Annotated in this window: 24 protein-coding genes and 1 riboswitch; of the genes, 10 read left to right on the forward strand and 14 right to left on the reverse strand. The window is 61.5% G+C overall.

Going from position 1 to position 23,744, the window contains the following annotated elements:
• Positions 1-5: 5 nt before the first annotated feature.
• Positions 6-1,205, reverse strand: coding sequence for a cytochrome c oxidase subunit II (gene coxB / locus ACB039_RS05060; protein WP_371165242.1), 1,200 nt, complete (start codon positions 1,203-1,205; stop codon positions 6-8).
• On the opposite strand from coxB, the gene ACB039_RS05065 reads away from it, so the two are divergent.
• The gene (locus tag ACB039_RS05065; RefSeq protein ID WP_371165278.1) at positions 1,099-1,386 is read left to right on the forward strand and encodes a hypothetical protein; all 288 of its coding nucleotides are present in this window, start codon (positions 1,099-1,101) and stop codon (positions 1,384-1,386) included. The two genes, coxB and ACB039_RS05065, sit on opposite strands and share 107 nt — an antisense overlap.
• 148 nt (positions 1,387-1,534) lie before the next feature.
• On the opposite strand, the gene ACB039_RS05070 is transcribed toward ACB039_RS05065, so the two are convergent.
• Both ACB039_RS05070 and ACB039_RS05075 read right to left on the reverse strand, forming a co-directional pair.
• Positions 1,535-3,607, reverse strand: a complete 2,073-nt coding sequence (locus ACB039_RS05070) for a tRNA(Met) cytidine acetyltransferase TmcA (protein WP_371165243.1) — start codon at positions 3,605-3,607, stop codon at positions 1,535-1,537.
• Positions 3,604-3,918, reverse strand: a complete 315-nt coding sequence (locus ACB039_RS05075; RefSeq protein WP_371165244.1) for an HlyU family transcriptional regulator — start codon at positions 3,916-3,918, stop codon at positions 3,604-3,606. The genes ACB039_RS05070 and ACB039_RS05075 overlap by 4 nt, the downstream gene beginning before the upstream one ends.
• A 139-nt stretch (positions 3,919-4,057) precedes the next feature.
• On the opposite strand from ACB039_RS05075, the gene ACB039_RS05080 reads away from it, so the two are divergent.
• The 3 genes from ACB039_RS05080 to ACB039_RS05090 all read left to right on the forward strand — a co-directional run bounded on the left by ACB039_RS05080 (position 4,058) and on the right by ACB039_RS05090 (position 5,660).
• The gene (locus ACB039_RS05080; RefSeq protein WP_371165245.1) at positions 4,058-4,264 is read left to right on the forward strand and encodes a bacterioferritin-associated ferredoxin; all 207 of its coding nucleotides are present in this window, start codon (positions 4,058-4,060) and stop codon (positions 4,262-4,264) included.
• 141 nt (positions 4,265-4,405) lie between these two features.
• Positions 4,406-4,885: a bacterioferritin gene (bfr, locus tag ACB039_RS05085; protein WP_371165246.1), complete on the forward strand. Its 480-nt coding sequence runs from the start codon at positions 4,406-4,408 to the stop codon at positions 4,883-4,885.
• 316 nt (positions 4,886-5,201) lie between these two features.
• Positions 5,202-5,660: a methylglyoxal synthase gene (locus ACB039_RS05090; protein WP_041204943.1), complete on the forward strand. Its 459-nt coding sequence runs from the start codon at positions 5,202-5,204 to the stop codon at positions 5,658-5,660.
• Between the two features lie 63 nt (positions 5,661-5,723).
• Here the strand turns inward: ACB039_RS05090 and ACB039_RS05095 are convergent, their stop codons facing one another.
• Positions 5,724-6,311, reverse strand: a complete 588-nt coding sequence (locus ACB039_RS05095) for a superinfection exclusion B family protein (protein WP_005330454.1) — start codon at positions 6,309-6,311, stop codon at positions 5,724-5,726.
• Between the two features lie 203 nt (positions 6,312-6,514).
• Positions 6,515-6,621: riboswitch (yybP-ykoY riboswitch) on the forward strand.
• An 89-nt stretch (positions 6,622-6,710) separates the two neighbouring features.
• On the opposite strand from ACB039_RS05095, the gene ACB039_RS05100 reads away from it, so the two are divergent.
• A complete protein-coding gene (locus ACB039_RS05100; protein WP_268435612.1) occupies positions 6,711-7,697 on the forward strand; it encodes a sodium:calcium antiporter in 987 nt (328 codons plus the stop codon).
• Between the two features lie 97 nt (positions 7,698-7,794).
• Here the strand turns inward: ACB039_RS05100 and ansB are convergent, their stop codons facing one another.
• The 9 genes from ansB to ACB039_RS05145 all read right to left on the reverse strand — a co-directional run bounded on the left by ansB (position 7,795) and on the right by ACB039_RS05145 (position 16,134).
• On the reverse strand, positions 7,795-8,853 hold the full coding sequence (ansB, locus tag ACB039_RS05105) for an L-asparaginase 2 (protein WP_371165247.1): 1,059 nt from the start codon (positions 8,851-8,853) through the stop codon (positions 7,795-7,797).
• Positions 8,854-8,982: 129 nt separating this feature from the next.
• Positions 8,983-9,177, reverse strand: coding sequence for a heavy-metal-associated domain-containing protein (locus ACB039_RS05110; protein WP_043128585.1), 195 nt, complete (start codon positions 9,175-9,177; stop codon positions 8,983-8,985).
• Positions 9,178-9,239: 62 nt separating this feature from the next.
• A complete protein-coding gene (locus ACB039_RS05115) occupies positions 9,240-10,202 on the reverse strand; it encodes a LacI family DNA-binding transcriptional regulator (RefSeq protein WP_161507533.1) in 963 nt (320 codons plus the stop codon).
• A 132-nt stretch (positions 10,203-10,334) separates the two neighbouring features.
• Positions 10,335-11,474: a carbohydrate porin gene (locus ACB039_RS05120; RefSeq protein ID WP_171273165.1), complete on the reverse strand. Its 1,140-nt coding sequence runs from the start codon at positions 11,472-11,474 to the stop codon at positions 10,335-10,337.
• A gap of 224 nt (positions 11,475-11,698) precedes the next feature.
• Positions 11,699-12,628: an ROK family protein gene (locus tag ACB039_RS05125; protein WP_270824777.1), complete on the reverse strand. Its 930-nt coding sequence runs from the start codon at positions 12,626-12,628 to the stop codon at positions 11,699-11,701.
• 11 nt (positions 12,629-12,639) lie between these two features.
• On the reverse strand, positions 12,640-12,951 hold the full coding sequence (chbA, locus tag ACB039_RS05130) for a PTS N,N'-diacetylchitobiose transporter subunit IIA (RefSeq protein ID WP_182787506.1): 312 nt from the start codon (positions 12,949-12,951) through the stop codon (positions 12,640-12,642).
• 73 nt (positions 12,952-13,024) lie between these two features.
• Complete coding sequence (locus ACB039_RS05135; RefSeq protein ID WP_371165248.1) at positions 13,025-14,410, reverse strand: glycoside hydrolase family 1 protein; 1,386 nt, start codon at positions 14,408-14,410, stop codon at positions 13,025-13,027.
• Between the two features lie 53 nt (positions 14,411-14,463).
• Positions 14,464-15,789: a PTS sugar transporter subunit IIC gene (locus ACB039_RS05140; RefSeq protein WP_371165249.1), complete on the reverse strand. Its 1,326-nt coding sequence runs from the start codon at positions 15,787-15,789 to the stop codon at positions 14,464-14,466.
• Between the two features lie 39 nt (positions 15,790-15,828).
• A complete protein-coding gene (locus ACB039_RS05145) occupies positions 15,829-16,134 on the reverse strand; it encodes a PTS sugar transporter subunit IIB (protein WP_041204936.1) in 306 nt (101 codons plus the stop codon).
• Positions 16,135-16,397: 263 nt separating this feature from the next.
• Between ACB039_RS05145 and ACB039_RS05150 the strand changes: the two genes are divergently transcribed.
• Entirely contained in the window at positions 16,398-17,693 is a 1,296-nt protein-coding gene (locus tag ACB039_RS05150) for a PTS sugar transporter subunit IIC (RefSeq protein ID WP_161507869.1), read from the forward strand.
• A 4-nt stretch (positions 17,694-17,697) separates the two neighbouring features.
• On the opposite strand, the gene ACB039_RS05155 is transcribed toward ACB039_RS05150, so the two are convergent.
• A complete protein-coding gene (locus tag ACB039_RS05155; protein WP_005323502.1) occupies positions 17,698-18,648 on the reverse strand; it encodes an AEC family transporter in 951 nt (316 codons plus the stop codon).
• A 134-nt stretch (positions 18,649-18,782) separates the two neighbouring features.
• Between ACB039_RS05155 and treR the strand changes: the two genes are divergently transcribed.
• The 4 genes from treR (at position 18,783) to ACB039_RS05175 (ending at position 23,715) form a co-directional block, all read left to right on the forward strand.
• Entirely contained in the window at positions 18,783-19,730 is a 948-nt protein-coding gene (gene treR, locus ACB039_RS05160; protein WP_371165250.1) for a trehalose operon repressor TreR, read from the forward strand.
• A 186-nt stretch (positions 19,731-19,916) separates the two neighbouring features.
• The gene (treB, locus tag ACB039_RS05165) at positions 19,917-21,347 is read left to right on the forward strand and encodes a PTS trehalose transporter subunit IIBC (RefSeq protein ID WP_371165251.1); all 1,431 of its coding nucleotides are present in this window, start codon (positions 19,917-19,919) and stop codon (positions 21,345-21,347) included.
• Positions 21,348-21,430: 83 nt separating this feature from the next.
• A complete protein-coding gene (gene treC / locus ACB039_RS05170) occupies positions 21,431-23,095 on the forward strand; it encodes an alpha,alpha-phosphotrehalase (RefSeq protein WP_371165252.1) in 1,665 nt (554 codons plus the stop codon).
• The gene (locus ACB039_RS05175; RefSeq protein ID WP_171273157.1) at positions 23,095-23,715 is read left to right on the forward strand and encodes a sugar O-acetyltransferase; all 621 of its coding nucleotides are present in this window, start codon (positions 23,095-23,097) and stop codon (positions 23,713-23,715) included. Before treC ends, ACB039_RS05175 begins: the two co-directional genes overlap by 1 nt.
• Positions 23,716-23,744 lie beyond the last annotated feature (29 nt).

Here is a 23,744-nt window from a genome sequence, read left to right on the forward strand (position 1 = left end):
GCGCCTCACTTGTCCTTGTTTGGTTCGACTGGGTTCAGAAGGGACTGCACCTCTGCAGCCTGAATGACATCACCGGTCTTGTTGTCCCAGGCATTGCGCTCGTATGTCACGACGGCGGCGAGCTCCTGCGCCGTCAGCTGCTTGCCGAAGGGCTGCATCGCAGTCCCGCTCTTGCCATGCAGGACTATGTCCAGGTGCTGGGCCCTGTGTTCTGGCAGCGTCGCCACCTTGCTGCCCTTGAGGGCCGGGAAGATGCCGGGCAAACCCGTACCCGCGGGCTGATGGCAGGCGGCGCAATGTCCCAGGAACACCTTCTCACCCAGCTCCATGGCCTGCGGCAGTGTCATGGTCTGGCTGGCCAGGTCTTGCTGCTGGGCCTTGTCTGCCGCCTGATCTGCCGCTGTCTTTGCGATCCAACCATCGAACTCCCCGGCCGGCTTGGCCACCACCACTATGGGCATGAAGCCGTGGTCTTTGCCGCACAGCTCGGCACACTGCCCCCGGTAGGTGCCAGCCTTGTCGATGCGGGTCCAGGATTCGTTGATGTAACCGGGATTGGCATCTTTCTTCACCGCGAAGGCGGGCACCCACCAGGAATGAATTACATCGTCCGAGGTCATCAGGAATCGGATCTTCTTGCCGACGGGCAACACCAGAGGCTGATCCACTTCCAGCAAATAGGTGCCGCTCTTGGGTTCGTCGCCCGAGATCTGCTTCTTGCTGGTCGCCAGCAAGGAGTAAAACTCCACCGGATGCTCGAGGTATTTGTAATGCCATTTCCATTGCGAGCCCGTGATGAGCACGGTGAGATCGGCTTTGGAGGTATCCTCCATCTTCAGCAGAGTCGAGGTCGCCGGTGCCGCCATCGCGACCAGAATCAGCACCGGGATGGCCGTCCATAGCAGCTCGATGCGGGTGCTCTCGTGAAATTGGGCGGCCTTGGCGCCACGAGACTTTCTGTGGTGGACGATGGACCAGAGCATGGCCCCGAAGACGATAAGGCCAATGGCACAGCAGATATAGAAGATCGTCATATGCAGGTCATACACCTGCTGGCTGATGGCGGTCGCCCCGCGTGTCATGTTGAATGTGATGTCGTTGGCGGAAACACTGCTGCTGGCGAGCCACACCATCCATGCGCCATGGTTAATTGCATTTTTTCCCACATTGCACTCCCTGTGCACGTTAGAAAAGATGGCAAGCATTGACAGTTTAAAAGCTAACCATCTGAAAATAATGCATTTATTAAACGCTCAGTCACACTCAAGTATTAGTCCATATTCTGAAAAAACCAAAGTGGTGCCGGCCGACGAGGGACTCATCAGAGCAGTTGGCATCCTCTCCGGGGCAAACGAGGAGGGGGCGGTGGCGGCCATTGCCCCATGACATCGCCCTGAACGGCGCAATCACAGGATATATCCGGTAGCGAGCGGCCAGGGCCGCGCGACAAAAGAGAAGGGGCCACACAGGCCCCTTGTTCTTATATGGCGACCGCAGGTGTCATCTCGCACCGTCGCGGCCATGTCGTCCGTCATCAGGTCATGGGCGCCTGTTTGTCCAACAGCCGGGCCAGCAGGCTGCGCAGCATCTTGATCACTGCAGGCTTGCCGGCAACCCCCAACGTCTTTGCCAGCTCGGCCCAGGGCACATACTGCCAGATGGGGGCGATCAGCAGCCGACGCTCGTCGGTAAGCAGTTCATCCAGCACAGTCAAGCGACTGGCCAGCCAGCGTTGCAGGCTGGCTTGGCACAGCTCGAACGGCTTGTGATGATGGGCAAAGCAGTCGAGCTCCTGATACTCGAACTCATCCAGTTCGGGCGCCTCTGCGGCCACATCGCCTCTCAGACATAGCCAGACCAGTTCGGGCTCCAGCCCCTTGAGCTCTCCTGCCAACAGGGTGGGCAACTGGCTCACGAAGCGCCGTCGCCATTGAGCCAGTTCCGGATCGAGCTCCACTTTCAGCGGTTTGAGCAACAAGGCCGCATGGCTGCCGCTGGCTGCATCCCGCTGCAGGCCGATGCGCAATACCGTCAAGCCCCCCTTGAGCCAGAATGGCAGCAGATCGGGACTCGCAGAAAAGGCTGACCCCAGATAGTCGTATCCCTGCGCGCGGTAGTGTGTTTCCAGCTGCGCCAGCAGCAAAGAACCCAGTCCCAGGCGATGCAGGGCGGGATGAATGGCGATGCGCATCACCCTGGCATAGGTGCGCTCCCCAGCCGTGATTAAGCCGGCGTGTGCCAGCAGCGACTGGGGCAGCAGATGACCGCGGGGACGTCTTCGCCCAGCCCAGATGTCATGAGCCAGCGCAGGCGCTATGTTCCCTTCCCGGGCCACCAGGGCAACACCGAGCAGCTCCCTCTCCTGCTCCAGCAAGTGGATGTCGAGGTCCGGGCTCTCCAGCAAATACCGCAGATCGCTGGGACTGGTCTGATAATGGGCCAGGACGAGCAGGCCGAACACCCGATTGAGCAGCGCCTCATCCCCGGCCAGCGCCTCCTGCGCCAGCTGTCGCCAGCTCGGTGTCTTCGGGGGTTGAGGTGCCACTATGTTGGCATTGAGGCCTAGCAACCGGAAGATCAGCGGCTCCAGCGGATCATGCAGGCTCCAGCGGATGGGTTCAGCCAGATGCAGCTCCTGCCAATCCGGGGTCTGCCTATCGAGCACCCGCTTGAAACGCAGATGAAAGCCACGCCCCGTCCCCTCATAGCCGTGCTCGGTGGTAGCGAACACTATGCGGCTGTGATGGGCCAGGATGGCCTCCAGCAGTGGAGTAGGAATGGCGGCGGCCTCATCTACCAACAGCAGATCCGCTTGCACATCCCCTTGAGCGACTCGGTCTGGCGACACATAGGTCAGCCCCGCCAGCCGCTCAGGCGTGTCTGCCAGCGCCGCCGAGGCATGGGCAAAGAGCGTGGCGACCGTCGCCTGGGCGGGAGCCGTCACCACTATCTGCAGGCCGGGATCCTGGCGCAGCAGATCGGCGCTGGCCAGACCCAGCAGCGCACTCTTGCCACGGCCACGATCAGCGCTCAGCACCAGCGGACGACGGCGATGACCATGCAATACTTTGTGGATGGCCGGCAGCGCACGGGCTTGATCGGCACTGAGTGGCCGGCTTGCGTCAAGAGGACGCCAAGGCTCGCCGCCGACGGGAGGGCTCAAGGAGAGGGCCGGGTCCCCTGTCAGCAGCCGCACCAGGCGGGCGATAAAACCATGACCCGCCCGCTTGGCATCCTCGGGCTGGGCGACCAGCCGCAACCTGTCGGGATCCGGGTAGGCTGGCCACGCCGCTCTGGGAGGCGTCAGCAGCAGCAGCAGGCCACCGGCGCGCAGCGTGCCCGCCAAGGCGCCGAACGCATCGGGATGAAAGCCGCTGAAGGCATTGAACACCAGGGTATCGCACTCCTGACCAAGCCGTTGTAGCGCTTTGGCAGCGGGCAACGGTCCATGGTGCTCGGGGCCATCTCCCAGCCAGAAGACCACCTCCCCCAGCAAGGGTTCGGCGCGGGTGATGCAATCGGCTTCGAGACCTTCCAGCCAGATCAGGCGACGCTCACCGGCGTGAGCGAGACCTTGGCGCAACAGATCCACCTCGGCTGGGATCATGAGGATGAGCTGTCGCCCGGCTTCACCCGTGGCTCAAACATGCGCTCCCCCATCTGATCGATGAAGGTATGGGCTTTTTGCACCATGAAGCGCTCGGCGTCGGCTGGGTTGGTGAACAGATCGGAGCGGATGAAGCGGTGAGTTTGCAGGGCGCCATCCACATCCTTGGTGATGCGTCCTGCAAGCCGGAACTGCCCCCCTTCCGCCATGGGTTCGGGATAAATGAGATAACCGGCGTATTCGGTGGGCGCGACATCGACTATCTGGGCAGGTTGCTCTTTGAACAGGGCATTGAATAGTTTCTTGAGCATCTTGGTCTCCTCTCTGATAGTTGCATTCTCCTCAAGGGGGGAATCACTGGCAAGCAGGGGATCTTATTACCATTAGTTCTTTGCATTACGAACTATTCTCATTTAGATTTCATCTCATTCCAGCATGAGGTCCATTAATATGTACGTGTGTTTGTGCCGCGGCATCACAGATAACCAGATCCGCAAGGCGGTACAGGCAGGCAAGACCGAGTTCAGACAGCTGAAACAGTCGCTGGAAGTCGGTACCCAATGTGGCAAATGCGTGCGCATGGCGATGGAGGTCATTGCCGCCGAAGTCGACAAGATGGAATCGGAGCAGGCGCCCCTTTATTACGAAGTGGCCTGAAGCGCCTCTTCCCGACATCTCACCTCATCGAGCGAAGGCTCTCCCTTTCTGGGGGGCCTATTCGCTATCTTTTTATGGTCATTTTTCTCGACTAAGCTCTAGTGATCGGTGCCCTAGGCTCGAACATGAGGAGTAATGTCGATGAAAGGAGATCCCAAAATCATTGCCCACCTCAACAAGGTGCTGGCCAATGAGCTGGTTGCCATCAACCAATATTTTCTGCATGCCCGCATCTACGATGACTGGGGCCTCAAGGGGCTCGGGCACAAGGAATATCATGAGTCCATCGATGAGATGAAACATGCCGACGAGTTGGTCAAGCGAGTGCTGTTTCTGGAAGGGCTGCCCAACTTGCAGGATCTGGGAAAGCTGCGCATCGGTGAGACCGTCGAGGAGATGTTGCGTTGTGATCTGTCACTGGAAATGGATGCCATTCCCGACCTGAAAGTGGCCATCACCTATGCCGAGTCCGTGCAGGATTACGTCAGCCGCGATCTGTTCCTGGATATCCTGGAAGACGAGGAGGAGCATGTTGACTGGCTGGAAACCCAGCTCGATCTGATCGCCCGTATCGGTCTGGAAAATTACCAGCAATCCCAGCTTCATTCAGAGTCATCCTGAGTGCGGATGTCATCATGATCTGCCCCCAACCCGCCAAGGCGGGTTTTTTCTGGGCCGCCAGCTTCAAGCGCATGCATGAATTTGAAATATACGGACGTTACTGCCTGCCAGGCAGGTGGCCAACCGGGTTGTTTCCCCAAGTCAGCCAACCCCCTTCACGGAACGGGACGCACCGCCGGATCCGGCGAACGAGGCACAGCCCCAAGCCGGATTGAACCATTGCAGTGATCACAGTTACGATCCAGGGCAAAGCAGCACGCGCCGCTTTCGATTAAGATACGGCCCTATTTCCATCACTTTGCTACGGATGATCTCCATGGAATTGATTGCACGTGAGATGGCCCCCCACAAGCGGGTGGCCCTGGTGGCTCACGACAACATGAAAGCCCCATTGCTGAACTGGGTGCTGCGCCGCAAGGAGGAGCTCAAGCTCCACCACCTCTATGCGACCGGCACCACGGGCACCCTGCTCGGCAAGCAGGCACAACTCCCCATCACCTGCCTCTTCTCCGGCCCCATGGGCGGCGATCAGCAGCTCGGCGCCCTGATCGCCGAGGGCAGGATCGACGTGATGATCTTCTTCTGGGATCCTCTCAATGCCGCGGCACACGATCCGGACGTGAAGGCGCTGCTGCGTCTCGCGGCGGTCTGGAACATCCCGGTCGCCACCAACGAAGCGACGGCGGACTTCATCATGGACAGCCCGCACATGCAGCAGGCATTCAGCGTACAGGTGCCCGACTACGCCGGTTATCTCAAGGCAAGAACCGAGTAGCCCTAGCCAGATAGCAAAGAGCCGGACAGTGTCCGGCTCTTTTGTATGAAGGATGGTGACGGCTCAGCGCTGGAAGCTCTTCTGGGCGAACTTGGGTCTGGCGTTCATGATCTGCTCCACCTGCTCGTCGCTCATCTTGCCGCGCGACAGCCCCAGCACCTTGTAGGTCAGCAGCGGCCGTGCCGGCAGTGCAATCATCAGGGCGCGGATCTGGTTTTCGTCCTCCTTCTCTCGCACCGGCTTGCCATAGGCATAGGTCAGCACCCCGGCATCCATCAGGTTTTTGACGGCGGGCTCGGTGATCGGCAGGTTTATGACGCTTTTCCGTTGCAGCACGAACTCCCGCAACACAGCCTTCTCGTTGAAGTCGAGGAATCCTATCATCTGGGCCAGCTGATCCTGCTGACGGCGGGATTGCCACTCTTCGCAGGCCCATTCCCAGGCAATCAGGAAACCCTGGCTGCAGAAATAGGAGATGGCGATCAGCATGCCGACCCCCAGCCAGGCGGCGTGGACCGTGGCCCACTGGCTCACGGCGCCTTTCATCAGCCCGGCCGGGAACAGCAGTATGATGCTGCAGCAGAGCAGCAGCCAGACCATTAGCCAGTTGAGGCGATTCAGCTGGTAAAAATGTTGGATCCACCGTTTCATCGTTCACCCTTCCCAAGTCAATGTGGACAGTAGTCAACTCATAGCAAGGCCTGTGCCAAGGCGAGGGTCTTGGGACGGGTTCAGGATCTCTATGGGCAGATCCGAGGGATTTGCTGGGTGGGTTGGTTACATCCCCTTACAACTTGCCGGGGGGATGAGCCGCCATTTTCCTTGTGGGGCGCCCCATCTCTTGGTAAAAATCCCGCACTGTCATTGGGGAGTAGCAACCCGCCCGAGATCCGGGCAGGGCTCATGTCAACATTCTTGGATCTGCCGGTCCATGGCATGAGCGGCGATAGCATCTATCGCTCTGCAAGACCTTTGGCCTCGATACGCAAGCCAGCCGGGCGAGCCGTATCGGGTCCATCGGTTGTTCTGCTCGCCTGGCGGTTACCTATTATGTTGATCACCCTGCTGTTATTCCTGTTCTCTGCCGTCACCATCTATCTCGCCTGCGAATATTTCGTCAACGGTATCGAATGGACCGGCCATCACTTCAAGTTATCCCAAAGCGCCACCGGTTCCCTGCTGGCGGCCCTCGGCACTGCCCTGCCCGAATGCATCGTCACCCTGACCGCGCTGTTGATGGGGGATGCTCCCGCCCAGCAGCAGATTGGGATAGGCGCCGCCCTCGGTGGTCCCCTGGTGCTCTCCACCATAGGCTATGCCGCCGTCGGCGTGACCCTGCTGCTGTGCATGAGCCGTGAACACAGGGTCATCGATGGCGAGGTACAGCGCGAGATAGGCCGGGATCAGGCCTGGTTCGCCGGCATCTTCCTGGTGGCGGTGGCCCTCGGCATGGTGGCCTTCACCGGTAAAACCTGGCTGGCCCCGCTGTTCGTGCTGGTTTATCTGGTCTACGTGCGGCGTGAGCTGAAACAGACCGACAGCCACGAGGTCGAGTTGCCAGAGCCTCTCAAGCTGGATCCCGAGGCCGAGATCCCGGCCCTTCGCAAGGTGCTGTTGCAGACCCTAGGAGCGCTGGTGGTGGTGGCGTTGTCGGCCCAGCTGTTCGTTCATCAGCTGGAGAGCATGGGCGAGCTGTTTGGTCTCTCCCCCGTATTGGCGGCCTTGCTGCTGAGCCCGGTGGCAACCGAGATGCCGGAGCTGATGAACGTGCTGATCTGGGTGCGGCAGGGCAAACACCGGCTGGCACTGGCCAACATCTCCGGTGCCATGATGATCCAGGGCACCATTCCCAAGGCGTTCTGCCTGCTGTTCACCCCCTGGTTGCTCGACAGCACCATGATGGTCTCCTCGCTGGTGACTCTACTGGCGGTGGCACTGCTGTGGTGGGGCTTCAGCCGTGGGCGGATGACGGCGGGCAGGCTGGCCTGCGTGGGGCTGGTGTACCTGGGGTTCTGCGGCTGGCTGATGGTGAGCTGACGGCGCGCTCTATGTGAAGATGACGCCATGAGCAAGGGCAGGATCCGATCCTGCCCCTTTTTTTCATGGGTTTACGTTAGCGGGTTGAACCCCGGGATCAGAACTGCTGGAACCAGCGCTGGATCTGGGCCGGATCCTTGCTCTGGGTCAGGGAGAGCATCAGCAGAATGCGTGCCTTCTGCGGGTTCAGGGTGCCGGCGGCCACGAAGCCGTACTTGGCGTCATCGATCTCGGCATCCAGGGTGGTGGCACCGGTCGGCACGCGGGCGGAGCGCACCACCCGGATGCCATCCTTGCTCGCCTTGGCCAGGGTGTCGAACAGGCTGTGGTAGAGGTTGCCGTTGCCCACCCCGGCGCTGACGATGCCGTCAAACTTGGCATCCACCATGGCCTTGGCCGGCAGGTCGGTGGCGTTGGCGTAGCTGTAGACGATGCCCACCAGCGGCAGCTTGTCGAGCTTGCTCACGTCAAATGGGGTCTTGCTGGTGTGCAGACGGGCAGGGCTGCGCTGGTAGTCGATCTTGCCGTTGTGGATGTAGCCGAGCGGGCCGAAGTTGGGGGCGGCGAAGGTCTGCACCCCTGTGGTGTTGGTCTTGGTGACATCGCGAGCATCCAGCACGGTATCGTTCATGGCGACCATGACGCCACGGCCCTTGGAGCTGGGGTCGGAGGCAGTCACTACGGCGTTGTAGAGGTTGAGCGGGCCATCGGCACTCATGGCGGTGGAGGGACGCATGGCGCCGACCAGCACCACCGGCTTGTCGCTCTTGACGGTCAGGTTGAGGAAGTAGGCGGTCTCTTCCATGGTGTCGGTACCGTGGGTGATGACGATACCGTCCACGTCGTCCTTGGCCAGCAGCTCGTTGACCCGCTTGGCGAGCGTGAGCCACACCTCGTCGTTCATGTCCTGGGAGCCTATCTTGACCACCTGCTCACCCTGCACCTCGGCCACGTTCTTCATCTCGGGCACGGCGGCGATCAGGGTCTCGATGGCCACCTTGCCTGCTTCATAGTTGGATTGGGTGGCGGACTGTCCCGCACCGGCGATGGTGCCGCCAGTGGCCAGGATATGGACGCTGGGCAGGGCCATGGCTAGGGGAGAGAGGGTCAGGCCGAGTACGGTGGCGATCAGGGTCTTGCGGATAGGGAGGGTCATGCTGCAGTCCTTTTGAATGGGGAAACTGCAGCATTTTTATCCTTTTTAAACCAAATTTAAGTGATCACTCCCACCAATAAAAAGAAGCAAGCAGAATATTGGTCTGATTTTTACCCATATAGGGATAAATCATTTTGCACTAAAGCCCTTGGCTTCGATCAGTGCGATCAATTCGGTTTTGCTCAGCTCGCTCTCGATGATGGCCTTGCTGCTGGCAAAATCCACCTGGGCCTGGCTGACGGCACTCTGGGCCAGCAGGGCTTTTTGCAGGCTGGCGGCGCAGCCACCGCAGGACATGCCGGAAATGGTGAGTTCTATGGTCATGGGATATCTCCTCTGTTGATGTGCCGTCAGCCTAAAGCTGACGCTCGCGGCAAGGTCAAGTCCTAGCGGGCCACCACGGATTCACGCACCACCAGACGCCCCTGGAATTTCTGCTGTTCATCGGCCGGTCGCAGACTCTGTGCCAGTTGCGCTTGCAACACCCGCACGCTCTCCTGGGCCAGCCGTTCACTCGGATACTCGATGCAGGTCAGCGGTGGGGTCAACTGGCTCGCCAGGGCGGAGCCTTCCAGGCTGATGACGGAGACATCCTGGGGGATATGGAGGTTGAACTCGCGCAACAGCCGCATGGCGTCGGCAGCCTGGGCATCTTGCTGCACCACCAGTGCGGTAAAGGGCAGGTAGCGGTTGAGCAGGCCGAGCAGCGCCTGCTGGTTGTCGGTGCCATCGATCACCAACTGGCTGTTATAGGGCAGAGATTGCTGCTGCAGGGCCTGTTGATAGCCTTGAATGGCGCTCTTTCCCGCAGGGGAGCTCTTGTCATCCAGCATCAGCACCAGCTGGCGATGGCCCTTGCCGAGCAGGAAGCGACAGGCGCTCTCGGTGGCGAAGGTCAGGTCGTAGCAGAGATTGAGGTTGTCGCTCTCACTCACCCCATCCAGCTGAATGAGGCGCGAGTCCGGGTTCAGAGGCTGTTTGGTACCGAGTACCAGCACGCCGTCACAACGCCCTCCCAGCAGTTCATCGACCGCCTGCTGCTGTTGCTGCGCCCCATCGGCGAAGCGCACAAGCATGTTCTTTCCCGCCCTGGCCAAGGCCCCTTCCAGCAGCGGCAGCATGCTGGCCAGACGATTGCCAAGCTGGGGGGAGAGGATGATGCCCACGCAATCCGTCGCCTGGGTCGCCAGGGAGCGGGCCGTGGCATTGGGTCGGAAATTCAGCTGCTCGGCGGCTTGCAGCACGGCCAACCGGCTCTCTTCACGCACGCCGCGCGAGCCACTCAGGACGCGGGAGACGGTGGCTTTGGATACATTCGCAAGGCGCGATACATCGGTAATATTGGCCATGGCTTCATCAACGGTAACCGGTTAACAGAAGTTCATCCTAACATAGGCCAGCACCCGCCGGTAAGGTTTGCCTGCTGAGACAAATGGAAAAGGGTGGCCATCGCCACCCCCTGCCAGCTCTGACCCCGGCGGTCAGAAGAAGTATTTGAAGCGCACGCGGCCACCATAATGGTCGATGTTGTCCACCTCGGCGCTGTCGACATTCAGCTGGGACCAGTAGGCCCCCAGATAGATGTCGAAGTTGTCCAGATCCAGCACGCTCGGGATCTTGTAGGAGGCATAGACGGTGTTGATGGTGTGCTTGCCCACCATCTTGCCGAAGTCGGCGTTGGGGTTGTTCAGATTGGCGCTGCTGATGTCGTTGATGGCATAGATGTAACCCAGGCCGGCATTGTGCCAGAGCAGGTTGGCGCCCAGGGTGGTATCGGTTTCATCCTCGGCGTCCATGCGGGCCGCGTTGGCGTTGATGACCAGGGCGTCCTGGGTCCAGCTGGTGGTGAGGCCGTAACCCATGCGATCGGACACCGAGACGTCATCGCTGGTGACGATGGCGTCGCTGATCACGTTGCCCTCGGCCCCCAGAGCGACCTTGAGGTTCTCCCCCTTCCAGGCGATGACGGGACGCACGATGATGGAGTCCTTGGCCTTGGTCAGCGCATAGCCGTGGTACTGCTGGCCGGCAAACAGATTGGTGCGGTCCCCGATCAGGCTGGAGAGCTCCAGGTACCAGTTGCCCGTCTCCTTGTTGAGCAGCAGCTGGCCGCCCTTTCCTGCCCGGCCACGACCCTCCTTCAGCATGTAGACATAACCATTGCCATCGGAGTAGAGGTCGTTGGCGCTGTCACCGGAGTGCTCGACGAAGATGTCCTGACCCAGCGGGAACATGTCATAGGCCTCGAAACGGCCGACCTTCATCCCCCAGTTGCTGCGCTGGCCGAATCCCAGATAAGCGTCATCGGCACCGGCTCCACCGTTGGTGCCTATGGTGGGCTGGATCTGGATCTGGCCGTAGCGACCGTCTTCCAATTCTCGCACTCCGAGGAAGTTCAGCAACAGGCGACCGTCCTCGTCCCAGCGATCGGTGCGGGTCTCGCTGGTCTGCCCCAGCACGTTGCCACGGGTAGTATTGGACGCGTTCAGGTTGATCTCCGCATCACCCCCCAGGCTCAGGCGCCCGAAGTCCGTGTTGGTTTCCACCACGGCGCTGGCCATGAAAGGGGTGCTCAGGGCCAGGATGGCAAAGATCCGGGCGGACAGGTTTGTCAGTTTCATTATTATCATTCCTTGAGTTTTATGTTTTTGATATACAAGCACTTATTTATCTGTCTCCCCGAGAGGAGGACAAATTTGGGCATGCCTTTCCCCCATCGCGACGCAATGTGGGGCAAAGGGCATGGATCAAATCGGGTGGGGCTAGGGCCCGAGGCAGTGTCTCAGCCCCTGACAGGCGTCGCCTGCCGGGGGAGGCGAGTCGGCGCTCTCCCTCCGACCATGGTTCAGATGGCCCATGTGGTGGCTCCTTCGACGCAGCTCGGCAGCCAGGCGGCGCCGCGAACCCCGCTGCTGTCCCCGTAACGGGCAGGCACCATGGGGGTGATGCAGCGATCCGAAAACAGGTAGGGCGTCAGTGCCTGGGGCAAATCCAGATAGAGGCGATCTATGTTGGAAAGACCTCCTCCCAGCACGATGACATCCGGGTCCAGCACGTTGATCAGGCTGGCGACGCTGCGGGCCAGGGCCTGGATGAAGTGGTCATAGTGGGCCTCGGCCTCCACATCCCCCTCGGCGGCGGCCGTGATGATACCGATCGGCGACAGTCCTCGGCCGTGGCGCTCCACGAACCGGCCGGCAAATCCAGTGCCGGAGACGAACCGCTCGATGCAGTTGTCGCGGCCGCAGTAGCAGGGCTGGCTCGGGCCATCCAGAGCCGGGTCATAGCCGGGCAGGGGGTTGTGTCCCCACTCTCCGGTGATGGCGTTGGGGCCGACGATGAGTTGGCGATTGACCACCAGCCCGCCACCACAGCCGGTGCCGAGGATGATGCCGAACACTACCCTGCCCGCCTCTCCCGCCCCGTCGACGGCCTCCGAGAGGGCGAAACAGTCGGCATCATTGGCGAGCCAGACCGGCTGGCCCAGCGCCTTGGTCAAGTCTCCTTTAAGGTCTTGTCCGTTGAGAAACAGGCAGTTGGCATTCTTGATCCGCCCCGTCTGCGGGTCGATGGCCCCGGGCAGCCCTATGCCTATGGTGAAGGGGCCATCCAGTTCCTGGCGTATCTCGTTCACCAGGTCGGTGATGGCCACCAGAAAATCGGCATACCCCGTGGTCGGGGTCGCGATACGCTTGCACAGCAGGCTGACGCCCAGGCCATCGAGCAGTTGAGCCTCAATCTTGGTGCCGCCGATGTCGAGTCCGAGTCGCAACATGATCGTCTTCCTCAGGCGGCCAGCTTGCGGTGCAGCTCGATGAGCTCGGTGACCAGCTCCCGGGCCAGCATGGCGGTCATCAGGTGATCCTGGGCATGCACCAGGATCAGCGTGACCGGGATCTTGCCCTCCCCCTCATCCGCCTCGATCAGCCGGGTCTGCACCGCATGGGCGGCGTTAGCGGCCTCGGCGGCCTGACGCAGCAAGTCATCGGCTTCGGCAAACTGGCCGGCCCTGGCCTGACGCAGCGCCTCGAAGCAGAGGCTGCGGCTCGTGCCGGCATTGATGATGAGACCCATGACTGTCTCTTCCAGATCGAACATACACACTCCTTGGTGATGGGCGCCGGCCCTTGGGCTGGCGCGCTTTCTTTATACGGGTCGACTGACGGAATAATCAGTCGAAGCCATGCTCGCGGGCGGCGGTGGCAAACCACTGGCCGCTCTTCTTGATGCGCCGGGTCTGGCTCTCCAGCTCCAGCTCGATGAAGCCGTAGCGGTTCTTGTAGGCGTTGCTCCAGGACCAGTTGTCGATGAAGGTCCAGAGGTGATAACCCCGGCACTGGCAGCCTTCTTCCAGCGCCTTGTGCAGCCAGATGAGGTGATCCCGGATGAAGCCGATGCGGTAGTCATCCTGGATCTGGCCATCCTCGCCCTTGAACTTGGCCTCCCCCTCGACCCCCATGCCGTTCTCCGAGATGTAGCTCGGGATGTTGCCGTAGTGGTCGCGCAGGTTGACCAGGATGTCGTAGATCCCCTGCTCGTAGATCTCCCAGCCCCGGTGCGGGTTCATCTTGCGGCCCGGCATCTCGTAGTAATCGAAGAACCACTCCGGCATGAAGGGGCTGGCAGGGTTGACCGCGTGGCTGCGCGCCTTGATCCGGCGCGGCTGGTAGTAGTTGACCCCCAGCAGGTCGATCTTGCCCGCCGCCAGCAGGGCCTTGTCCCCCGGCTCGCAGACCGGCAGCTGATCGTATTCGCGCAGCAGTTCGACCAGTTCGGCGGGGTATTCCCCCTTGACCGCCGGATCCAGGAAGCTGCGGTTGAACATCAGGTCGGCGATGTTGGCCGCCTTCAGATCTGCCGGGTGTTGTGAGCGCGGATAGGAGGGGGTCAGGTTCAGGATGATGCCGATCTGGCCATCCTGACCGAGGGCCCGGTAACGCTGCACCGCCGTGGCATGAGCCAGCATGGTGTGATAGGCCACGGTGGCGGCGCGGCGAAAATCCACCACGTTCGGATAGTGGAAGTCGTAGAGGTAGCCCCCCTCCACCGGCACGATCGGCTCGTTGAAGGTGAACCAGTGCTTGACCTTGTGACCGAACAACCGGAAGCAGGTGTCGGCGAAGTCGGCGTAAGCGGCGACCACCTCCCGACTCTCCCAGCCACCCAGCGCCTGCATGCTCATTGGCATGTCGAAGTGGAACAGGCAGATGAAGGGCTCTATCCCCTCGGCCTTGAGCTCGTCGAGCATGGCGTCGTAGAAGGCGACGGCCTGTGGGTTGGGTTCTCCCCGTCCCGCCGGGATCAACCGCGACCAGGCGATGGAGGTGCGGAAACTGTTGTGGCCAAGCTGCTTCAGCAGGCGGATATCATCGCGAAAATGCTCATAGAAACCGGAGGTCTGCGCCGGCCCAATCTGCTGATGGAAGCGATGGGGGGACTGCTCGAACCAGTGATCCCAGATGGTGGGCGCCTTGCCCCCTTGCTGGCTGGCACCTTCCGCCTGGGCGGCAGACGAGGCGCTGCCCCACCAGAACTGTTCAGGAAAACGGTATTGCATCTCGTGTTACTCCAAGCTTGAAAAAAGAGGCCGCCTGGCGGCCCCGCAGGCAATCAACGGCTGGCAACAGCCGCCAGTGTCGGTTCTTTCGAGTCAGTCCGTTCTTCCTGCTTGAGCAACGTGCGCTCATAGGCCTTCAGGAAGGGGTAATACATGGCTGCGGCGGAGCACATGCACAGCAGGCTCAGCACCATGGGGCTGATGGCCCAGTTGGCGGCCCAGGAGGCACCGATGGGGCCTGGTGTGGTCCAGGGGGTGAGCGACACCACCCGCTCGACCAGACCAAGATCCAGGGCAAACCAGGCCAGGGTGGCGTTGATCATCGGCACCAGGATGAAGGGCAGGAAGAAGACAGGGTTCATGACGATGGGGGCACCGAACAGGATCGGCTCGTTGATGTTGAACAGGCCCGGCACCACGCCCATCTTGCCGATGGATCTCAGGTGCGCCGCCTTGCTGCGCAGTAGCAGGAAGGCCAGCGGCAGGGTGGAGCCGACGCCGCCGATCAGCAGATAGTGATCCCAGAAGCCCTGCAGGAAGATGTGGGGCAACGCCTCACCCGCCGCCATGGCGGCCTGGTTGCTGGCCAGGTTGGCCATCCAGAACGGGTTCATGATGCCGGTGACGATCAGGGCACCGTGGATCCCGGCGAACCAGAGGATCTGACACACCAGCACCGCCAGCAGCATGGCAGGCAGGGAGTCGGAGGCGGCCACCAGCGGCTTGACCAGGGACATGATGGCTTCCGGCAGGATCATGCCGGTGCTGTTTTCCAGCAGCAGGTTGAGGGGATGCAGGGTCAGGATGATCACCAGCACCGGGATCAACACCTCGAAGGAGCGGGCGACACCGGTCGGCACCTGGGGCGGCAGCTTGATGGTGATGTTGTTGCGCTTGAGGAAGGCATAGACCTCGGCCGCATAGATGGCGGTGATCAGGGCCGTGAAGATCCCCTGGCCGGAGAAGTACTGCATGGAGATGGCGCCATCCTTGACCGGCGCGGCCACCAGCATGAAGGACATCAGGCAGAGCAGACCCGTGGTGACCGGATCCAGTCCATTCTGGCGGGCCAGGCTGGCCCCTATCCCCACCGAGATGAACAGGGTCATCAGCCCCATGCTCAGCTGGAACGGCAGCAGCAGCTGGGGTTGATAGGTGGCTGAGAAGTCGAGCCAGGCGCGGGCGAAGCCCCACTGGGTCTGGGGTGAGAAGGGGGGAAAGATGAACACCAGCATGAAGCTGCCGACGATCATGAAGGGCAAAGCGGCGATGAAGCCATCACGGATCGCCTGCACGTATTTCTGCTGGCCAATCCGCCCGGCCAGGGGGCTGACCCGGTTCTCTATGGTACTGACAAAACGCTCGTAAAGGGTGTTCATGAAAGTTTCCTTGTGACATTCACTGGTTGGGGTTGCACATCAGCCGATCAGGGTGAGGGCATGGTCGAGGACCTTGTCACCCCGTTGCATGCCGTAATCCATCATGTTGATGGTGTCGACCGGTACGCCGTGGGCTGCGGCACGCTGCTGCAGCTCGGCTTGCATGTATTTGACCTGGGGCCCCAGCAGCACCACCTGGTAGTGGGGCATCTGCAGATCGAACTCTGCCGCCCCGAAGGCCTGTATCTCGGCGTCCAATCCCCGCTTGTCCGCCTCCTCTTTCATCTTCTTGACCAGCAGGCTGGTGGACATGCCGGAAGAGCAGCACAACATGATTTTTTTCATTTCCCGATTCTCCAGACGTTCGTAACGGATGGCGCATTCTGGATCGGATGGATTTAATTTGGAAACCGGTTTCCAAATTAAATCCATTGATGTGTGAGCGAGATCGGCATTTTCCGATTCAAAGGGTCGGGAAGTGTGAGCGAGGTAATGAAATGGCAAAATGGTCGCGGATATTACGGAAACAAAACCGCAAAGCCGTCAAAATGGCGTCCAAGCCCCATCATGACAAGGGGTATCAGGATGACAAGGAACCGAATAACGTGATGAATCTGCAATGGATGGCAATGCTGGTCGGCATGATAGAGCAGCGCATGGTACCGTTTGCCAACTGGCTGACCCGCAGTCGCCATGTGCTCTCGTTGCGCGATGGTTTTCAGCTGGCCATGCCCTTCGTCATCGTCGGCAGCCTGCTGGTCCCCATTCTCTATCCTCCCATCGCCCCCGACACGCCGCACGCCTTCGGGCAGTGGTTGCACTGGCTGGCGCGGGAGCTGCATCCCTTCCTGTTTCCCGTCTACTCCCACACCCTGGGGCTGGTGGCACTGATCATCGCCTTCGGCGCGGCGTCCAGCCTCGCCAAGGCATACGAGATGCCCGAGCGTCTATGCGGTCTGGGAGGCTGCATGGCGTTCCTGATGCTGATCGACTTTCGCTCGCTGCAGCCCGGTGTCTTTGGTTATCTGGGGGGCGCCGGAATCTTCACGGCCCTGCTGATGGCGTTCTACTCGGTAGAGGTGACCCGGTTCTTCTATCGCCGGGGCTGGTACATCCAGATGCCGGATGAGGTGCCGGTGATGACGCGGCGAGGCTTTCAGCTGATCGTGCCGCTGCTGTTCATCATGCTTTCGCTGAGCCTGCTGCGGCTCTGGTTGCAGCAACAGTTCGGGATCAGTCTACCGGACTTCATGGCCGCCCTGTTCCGGCCCCTGATCGTGGGTGCCGACACCCTGCCAGCCCTGCTGATCACCCTGCTGATTGCCCATCTGCTCTGGTTCATGGGGATCCACGGCGCCCTTATAGTGACCGGTTTGCTGTCACCCTTCTGGATGGCCGGGGTGAGCGCCAACCAGGCCGCGCTCATGGCGGGTGAGCCCCTGCCCCACATCTTCCTGCAAGGGTTCTGGGACTATTACCTGCTGATCGGGGGGATTGGGACTACCTTGCCTCTGGTGTTCATGGCCATGCGCAGCCGCAGCCACTCCATCCAGTCGGTGGGCAAGCTGGGGTTCATCCCCTCCATGTTCAACATCAACGAGCCGCTGCTGTTCGGTTTTCCCATCATCATGAATCCGTTGTTTTTCCTGCCCTTTATCGGCGTTCCCCTGATCAATGCGGTGATCGCCTGGCAGCTGACCCAGTGGGGTTTCCTCGACAAGTTCATCGCCCTGCTGCCCTGGTCCATGCCCTCCCCGCTGGGCGCCGCCTGGGCGGCCAACGGCAGTTGGAGCAATGGCCTGATGAGCCTGGTCTGTATCCTCAACAGCTATGTACTCTACCGCCCCTTCTTCCTGGCCCATGAAAAAATGGTGCTGGAGCAGGAACGCGAGCGGCTGGGCTGAAGGGCTATCCCATCAGCCCCAGATAGTTCATCAGCGCCGCCCCCAGGCTGGTGGTCACCAGCGAACCGAGCGTGGTGGTGGCGATGATGTTCGCCGCCAGGGCGCTGTCGCCCCCCATGGCACGGGTCATCACATAGCTGGCGGCTGCGGTGGGGGTGGAGCTGATGAGAAACAGGATGCCGAGGGCCTGGGTGTTGAAACCGAGCGCCCAGGCTCCCAGCACCAGCAGCACGGGAATGCAGAACAGACGGTTGGCGGTGGCCCAGCCGGTCAGCATGGCGCCGCCGCGCAGGGCCTTGAGGTTGAGGCTGGCACCGGTGCAGAGCAGCGCCAACGGTAGTGTCATGTTGGCGAAGTAGTTGCCCGTGGTAATCACCAGCTGGGGCAACTCTATGCCGAGCAGGCCGAACGGCAGCGCCGCCAGGATGGCGATGATGAGGGGATTTCTGACAATCCCCTTGAGGATGGGCCTGATCCCTTTCCCGCCCCCCAGGCTGCGGGTCAGGGTGATCACCGCGAGGATGTTGTAGAGCACGGTGATGGAGCCCACCAGCAGGGCGGCGGCGCCTATCCCCTCCGGGCCGTAGGCGTTTTGCACGTAGGCCAGCCCCATGATCCCCATGTTGCCGCGAAAGCTGCCCTGCACGAAGATGCCCCGCAATTTCTGCTCGCTGATGAAGCGGGCCGCCAGCAGCTCGAGCACCAGAAAACCGGCCAGGGTGCCGAGCAGGCCGTAGAGGATCAGCCAGGGGCTCGGCATGGTGGAAAAGTCGGTGCGCACCATGCTGAGAAACAAAAGGGCGGGCAGGGTGACCTGAAACACCAGACGGGAGGCGGACTCGACGAAGCTGTCAGGCAAGAGGCCCAGCCGCTTGAGCCAGATGCCGAGCACCAGCACCAGACAGATGGGGCCCGTGATGGAGAGGGAGAAGTGCAGACTTGCCAACAGATCCATGATGCGCGTCCTGTGCAACGGCGAAGAAAGTCGCCTGGGAAAGGGCATTCTAACGCCATGGGCTTGTATTCACAGGAGTTAATCACAACAATGTCTGCATCCCGGTTGTCGCCCTCCCCTGTCACGGATCCCCCATGGAAAAGAAACTGACCATCCTCGATATCGCTCGCCTCAGCGGGGTCGGCAAGTCGACCGTCTCCCGGGTGCTCAATCAGGATCCCAAGGTCAACGCCCAGACCAGAGCCAGGGTCGAGGCGGTGATCGCAGAGCACGACTTCGTGCCGAGCAAGTCGGCCCGGGCCATGCGCAGCCAGAGCCAGCAGGTGGTCGGCATAGTGGTGTCACGCCTCGACTCCAGCTCGGAGAACCAGGCGGTGCGCGGCATGCTGGAGACCCTCTACGCCCGCGGCTACGACGCCGTGCTGATGGAGAGCAAGTTCTCCCCCACCAAGGTGAGCGAGCACCTGGCAGTGCTGGAGCGGCGCGGGGTGGACGGCATCATCCTGTTTGCCTTCAACGATCTGGACTACGCCGCCATGGCGCCGCTCAAGGAAAAGCTGGTGTTGATGGTGCGCGAGCACCCCGGGTTTTCGTCCGTTTGTTACGATGACGAGGGGGCGGTGCGGGCCGTGCTCGATCACCTCAGGGGACGAGGCATCGACGAGGTGGCCTATCTGGGGGTCGAACGCAACGATCTCACCACGGGGCTGCGCCGGCACCAGGCCTATCTCGACTACTGTCGGGAGCAGGGGCGCGTCCCCCACAGCGCCCTCGGGGATCTCGGTCTGCAAAGCGGCTATCGGCTCGCGGCCGAGCTGCTCACCCCCACCATCCAGGCCATGGTCTGCGCCAGCGATACCCTGGCCATAGGCGCCGCCAAATACCTGCAGGAGCAGGGTCGCACCGACATCCTGGTGAGCGGCCTCGGCAGCAATCCCATGCTGACTTTCCTCTTTGCCAACACCCTCAGCCTGGATTTCGGCTACAAGGACGCCGGTATCCTGGCCGCCAGACAGCTGCTCGACCAGATTGAAGAGGGGCAGCCCCCCAGAGCCACCATCGCCCCCTGTCAGCCCCTGTAGTCTATCTTTACCTCCATTCTCGGTGTTTTGCGCTTTTTGTGACCAGCGCCACGAATTGGGAACGTTCCCATTGCTGATGTCGACCACTGGCCTCATGCTGATTGGGAACGATACCAATAAGCGGGCGGTCATTGGCCAGCCGGCAAAGACACGACCATTATTCATGGAGTCACAGAGGGAAGGCTCATGTCAAAAGTCAACACACAACATCTGGCACAGCTGATCGAACGGATCGGCGGCAAGGACAACATCACCACCGTCAGCCACTGCCTGACCCGACTCAGGTTCGTGCTGGCCGACCCGGCCAAGGCCGACCCCAAGGCCATCGAGACCATACCCTCGGTGAAGGGGAGCTTCACCCAGGGCGGCCAGTTCCAGGTGGTGATCGGCAACGAGGTGGATCAGTGGTACAAGGCGCTGACCCAGGAGATAGGGGTGAGCGGCGCCAGCAAGGATGCCGCCAAGCAGGCGGCCCGCCACAACATGAATCCGCTGGAGCGCGGCATCTCCCACCTGGCGGAGATCTTCGTGCCCCTGCTGCCCGCCATCATCACCGGCGGCCTGATCCTGGGTTTTCGCAACGTCATCGGCGACATCAAGATGTTCGACGACGGGACCCATACCCTGGTGGAGATCAGCCAGTTCTGGGCCCAGGTCCACGCCTTCCTCTGGTTGCTGGGTGAGGCCATCTTCCACTTCCTGCCGGTGGGTGTCTGCTGGTCTGCGGTGAAGAAGATGGGGGGCTCCGAGATCCTCGGCATAGTGCTGGGTATCACCCTGGTCTCGCCGCAGCTGATGAACGCCTACGGCATCGGCCAGCAGACCCCGGAAGTGTGGGACTTCGGCCTCTTCGTCATCCAGAAGGTGGGCTATCAGGCCCAGGTCATTCCGGCCCTGCTGGCGGGTGTCTTCCTCGCCTGGGTAGAGACCAACCTCAAGCGCATCATTCCGGCTTACCTCTACCTGGTGATAGTGCCCTTCATCTCCCTGCTGCTGGCGGTGATCGTGGCCCACGCCTTCATCGGCCCCTTCGGTCGCTGGATTGGTGAGGGTGTCGGCTTCGCCGCCAAGGCCGCCATGACAGGTTCCTTCGCCCCCATCGGCGCTGCCCTGTTCGGCTTCCTCTATGCCCCCCTGGTCATCACCGGCATCCACCACACCACCAACGCGGTGGATCTGCAGCTGATGCAGAGCATGGGAGGCACCCCCATCTGGCCACTGATCGCGCTCTCCAACATAGCCCAGGCCTCTGCCGTGGTGGGGATCATCCTTATCAGCCGCAAGGAGAACGAACGGGAGATTTCGGTCCCGGCCGCCATCTCTGCCTACCTCGGGGTGACAGAGCCGGCCATGTACGGGATCAACCTCAAGTACAAGTTCCCCATGCTGTGCGCCATGGTGGGCTCCAGCCTCGCAGCCCTCATCTGCGGCTTCAGCGGCGTGATGGCCAACGGCATCGGGGTGGGCGGCCTGCCGGGCATCCTCTCCATCCAGCCGCAATACTGGGGCATCTACGCCGTCGCCATGCTGGTGGCCATAATGGTGCCCGTGGTGCTGACCCTGCTGGTCTACAAGCGCCAGCAGGCTGCCGGCAAGCTGGACCTGGCGACCGCCTGATCCACACAACATCGGCGGAGCCATGGCTCCGCCCTTTTTCTTTGCCCTGTTCCAACCAGTTTCAACCAATGAGCGAACCAACCATGACACAGACACCCTGGTGGCAAAGCGCCGTGATTTACCAGATCTACCCCAAGAGCTTTCAGGACTCCGGCGCCCGTGGCACCGGTGATCTCAAGGGGATCATGGCCCGCCTCGACTACCTCAAGACCCTCGGCATCGACGCCCTCTGGTTGACCCCCGTCTACGTCTCCCCCCAGGTGGACAACGGCTACGACATCGCCGACTACCTGGCCATAGACCCGGCCTACGGCACCATGGAAGATTTCGAGGCGCTGCTGGCCGCCGCCCACGGGCGCGGCATCTGCATCGTGATGGATATAGTGGTCAACCACACCTCCACCGAGCACGCCTGGTTCAAGTCGGCGCTGGGGGATAAAAACAGCCCCTATCGCGACTACTACATCTGGAAAGACCCTGTAGAAGGCGGCGTACCGAACAACTGGCAATCCAAGTTTGGCGGCAGCGCCTGGGAGCTGGACCCGGCCACCGGTCAGTACTACCTGCACCTGTTCGCCCGCGAGCAGGCGGATCTCAACTGGGAGAACCCGGCCGTGCTCGCCGAGGTCAAAAACATCATCCACTTCTGGGCCAAGAAGGGGGTCGACGGCTTCCGCCTCGACGTCATCAACCTCATCTCCAAGGATCAGGCGTTCCCGAGCGACGAGATGGGGGATGGCCGCCGCTTCTACACCGACGGGCCGCGCATCCACGAATTCCTGCAGGACATAAGCCGCGACGTCTTCGCCCCCGTGGGCGCCATGACGGTAGGGGAGATGTCCTCCACGTCGCTGGAGCACTGCCAGCGCTACGGCGCGCTGGACGGCTCCGAGCTCTCCATGGTGTTCAACTTCCACCACCTCAAGGTGGATTACCCCAATGGTGACAAGTGGACCAAGGCGCCGTTCGATTTCCTCGAGCTCAAGCGCATCTTCAACCACTGGCAGAGCGGCATGCACGGCAAGGGCTGGTCGGCGCTGTTCTGGTGCAACCACGATCAGCCGCGCATCGTCTCTCGCTTCGGTGATGAGGGTGAACATCGGGTGGTGGCCGCCAAGATGCTGGCCAGCACCTTGCACGGGTTGCAGGGGACGCCCTACATCTATCAGGGGGAGGAGATCGGCATGACCAACCCCGGCTATCAGCGCATCGATGACTATCAGGATGTGGAGAGCCGCAATATTTTCGCCATCAAGCAGGCTGAAGGGATGAGCGAGGCCGAGATCCTCGCCATTCTGGCGGCCAAGTCCAGAGACAACTCCCGCACGCCCATGCAGTGGAGCGCGGCCCCCAACGCAGGCTTCACCCAAGGTTCGCCCTGGCTCAAACCCGCCGCCAACTACCCCGAGATCAACGCCGAGGCGGCGCTGGCCGACCCGGACTCGGTGTTCTGGCACTACCGGGATCTCATCGCCCTTCGCAAGGCGCACCCCATCTTCACGCAGGGGGATTATCAGGAGCTGCTGGCGGGAAATGAGCAGATCTGGGCCTATACGCGCAGCGCCGACGGCCAGACCCTGCTGGTGGTGAGCAACTTCTACGGCGAGCCGGTGGAGTTTGCGCTGCCCGCCGAGCTGCAAACCGGCGAAGGCCGCTTGCTGCTTGGCAACTACCCCGACAGTCCTGCCCGCCCGCAATCCTGCGAGCTGCGCCCTTACGAATCCCTGATCTGGTTGATGGAGCAATGATGGCTGAGACAATCACAGCGCAGCGGGCAGCCGAGCGTTGCCCCGAGTGGCAGAAGATGGTGGCGGGGGAGCCCTATGATGCGGGTGACCCCGAACTCAGGGCGGCGCGGGAGCGCTGCCGCAGGCTCTATCACAGCTTCAACACCAGCTGGCAGGAGAAGCCGGCACGGGATGCCCTGCTCCATGAACTGCTGGGCGGCCGTGGCAAAGCGTGCGCCATCAATCCGCCGTTCTTCTGCGACTATGGCGCCAACATCTTCGTCGGCGAGAACTTCTACGCCAACGTGGGGTGCACCATTCTCGACGTGTGCGAGGTACACATAGGTGACAACGTGCTGCTGGCGCCCGGGGTGCAGATCTACACCGCAGCCCACCCGGTGGCGGTGGCGCCGCGCATCAAGGGGGTGGAGTTCGGCAAGCCGGTGCGCATCGGCCACAACGTCTGGATTGGGGGCAGCGTCGTCATCTGCCCCGGCGTCACCATAGGTGACAACAGCGTCATCGGGGCGGGATCCGTGGTGACCAAGGATGTACCGGCGGGGGTGGTCGCGGCTGGCAACCCCTGCCGGGTGCTGCGGCCCATGACGGCAGAGGAGCTGGCTGCCGGGGAGCCCGACTGACACAGAGGGGCAGGTAGTACCTGTCCCTT

Source organism: Aeromonas sp. S2(2024), from assembly GCF_041402505.1.
GTDB classification, from domain to species: domain Bacteria; phylum Pseudomonadota; class Gammaproteobacteria; order Enterobacterales; family Aeromonadaceae; genus Aeromonas; species Aeromonas media.

Coding starts and splice junctions, on each gene's coding strand:
- ACB039_RS05120 (WP_171273165.1), bottom strand. CDS start 11,474: ATGAAACTGACAAACCTGTCCGCCCGGATCTTTGCCATCCTGGCCCTG.
- ACB039_RS05115 (WP_161507533.1), bottom strand. CDS start 10,202: ATGGCCAATATTACCGATGTATCGCGCCTTGCGAATGTATCCAAAGCC.
- treR (WP_371165250.1), top strand. CDS start 18,783: ATGGAAAAGAAACTGACCATCCTCGATATCGCTCGCCTCAGCGGGGTC.
- ACB039_RS05080 (WP_371165245.1), top strand. CDS start 4,058: ATGTACGTGTGTTTGTGCCGCGGCATCACAGATAACCAGATCCGCAAG.
- ACB039_RS05125 (WP_270824777.1), bottom strand. CDS start 12,628: ATGTTGCGACTCGGACTCGACATCGGCGGCACCAAGATTGAGGCTCAA.
- ACB039_RS05100 (WP_268435612.1), top strand. CDS start 6,711: ATGTTGATCACCCTGCTGTTATTCCTGTTCTCTGCCGTCACCATCTAT.
- ACB039_RS05070 (WP_371165243.1), bottom strand. CDS start 3,607: ATGATCCCAGCCGAGGTGGATCTGTTGCGCCAAGGTCTCGCTCACGCC.
- treB (WP_371165251.1), top strand. CDS start 19,917: ATGTCAAAAGTCAACACACAACATCTGGCACAGCTGATCGAACGGATC.
- ACB039_RS05175 (WP_171273157.1), top strand. CDS start 23,095: ATGGCTGAGACAATCACAGCGCAGCGGGCAGCCGAGCGTTGCCCCGAG.
- ACB039_RS05110 (WP_043128585.1), bottom strand. CDS start 9,177: ATGACCATAGAACTCACCATTTCCGGCATGTCCTGCGGTGGCTGCGCC.
- ACB039_RS05145 (WP_041204936.1), bottom strand. CDS start 16,134: ATGAAAAAAATCATGTTGTGCTGCTCTTCCGGCATGTCCACCAGCCTG.
- ACB039_RS05140 (WP_371165249.1), bottom strand. CDS start 15,789: ATGAACACCCTTTACGAGCGTTTTGTCAGTACCATAGAGAACCGGGTC.
- chbA (WP_182787506.1), bottom strand. CDS start 12,951: ATGTTCGATCTGGAAGAGACAGTCATGGGTCTCATCATCAATGCCGGC.
- ACB039_RS05075 (WP_371165244.1), bottom strand. CDS start 3,918: ATGCTCAAGAAACTATTCAATGCCCTGTTCAAAGAGCAACCTGCCCAG.
- ACB039_RS05150 (WP_161507869.1), top strand. CDS start 16,398: ATGAATCTGCAATGGATGGCAATGCTGGTCGGCATGATAGAGCAGCGC.
- treC (WP_371165252.1), top strand. CDS start 21,431: ATGACACAGACACCCTGGTGGCAAAGCGCCGTGATTTACCAGATCTAC.
- coxB (WP_371165242.1), bottom strand. CDS start 1,205: ATGCTTGCCATCTTTTCTAACGTGCACAGGGAGTGCAATGTGGGAAAA.
- ACB039_RS05095 (WP_005330454.1), bottom strand. CDS start 6,311: ATGAAACGGTGGATCCAACATTTTTACCAGCTGAATCGCCTCAACTGG.
- bfr (WP_371165246.1), top strand. CDS start 4,406: ATGAAAGGAGATCCCAAAATCATTGCCCACCTCAACAAGGTGCTGGCC.
- ACB039_RS05135 (WP_371165248.1), bottom strand. CDS start 14,410: ATGCAATACCGTTTTCCTGAACAGTTCTGGTGGGGCAGCGCCTCGTCT.
- ansB (WP_371165247.1), bottom strand. CDS start 8,853: ATGACCCTCCCTATCCGCAAGACCCTGATCGCCACCGTACTCGGCCTG.
- ACB039_RS05155 (WP_005323502.1), bottom strand. CDS start 18,648: ATGGATCTGTTGGCAAGTCTGCACTTCTCCCTCTCCATCACGGGCCCC.
- ACB039_RS05090 (WP_041204943.1), top strand. CDS start 5,202: ATGGAATTGATTGCACGTGAGATGGCCCCCCACAAGCGGGTGGCCCTG.